We start from the raw sequence: 232 nt of genomic DNA on the forward strand, positions 1-232 counted from the left end.
CTGCAAACTTACTAAGTCGATTGAGCGATTAAACAGCGGCTTTAAGTTTTCGTCGTGGCTTACAAATATCAGTGTGCTGTTTGTATTACTCGCTTGTTCAAACAATAAGTTAATAAAGCTTTCGCGGTTTTGTGTATCAAGGTCTGACGTTGGCTCGTCGGCAATTATAATTTCTGGGTTACCAATAAATGCGCGTGCGGCGGCCACGCGTTGTTGTTGGCCAATGCTTAAT

Annotated in this window: 1 protein-coding gene; it reads right to left on the reverse strand. The window is 42.7% G+C overall.

The genetic code is table 11. The features are described from left to right. Positions 1-232: ATP-binding cassette domain-containing protein (locus tag R2R70_RS23495; RefSeq protein WP_410979419.1), on the reverse strand; the 232-nt coding region annotated here is incomplete at both ends.

It is taken from the genome of Cobetia sp. SIMBA_158 (assembly GCF_046566945.1).
Taxonomy (GTDB): domain Bacteria; phylum Pseudomonadota; class Gammaproteobacteria; order Pseudomonadales; family Halomonadaceae; genus Cobetia; species Cobetia amphilecti.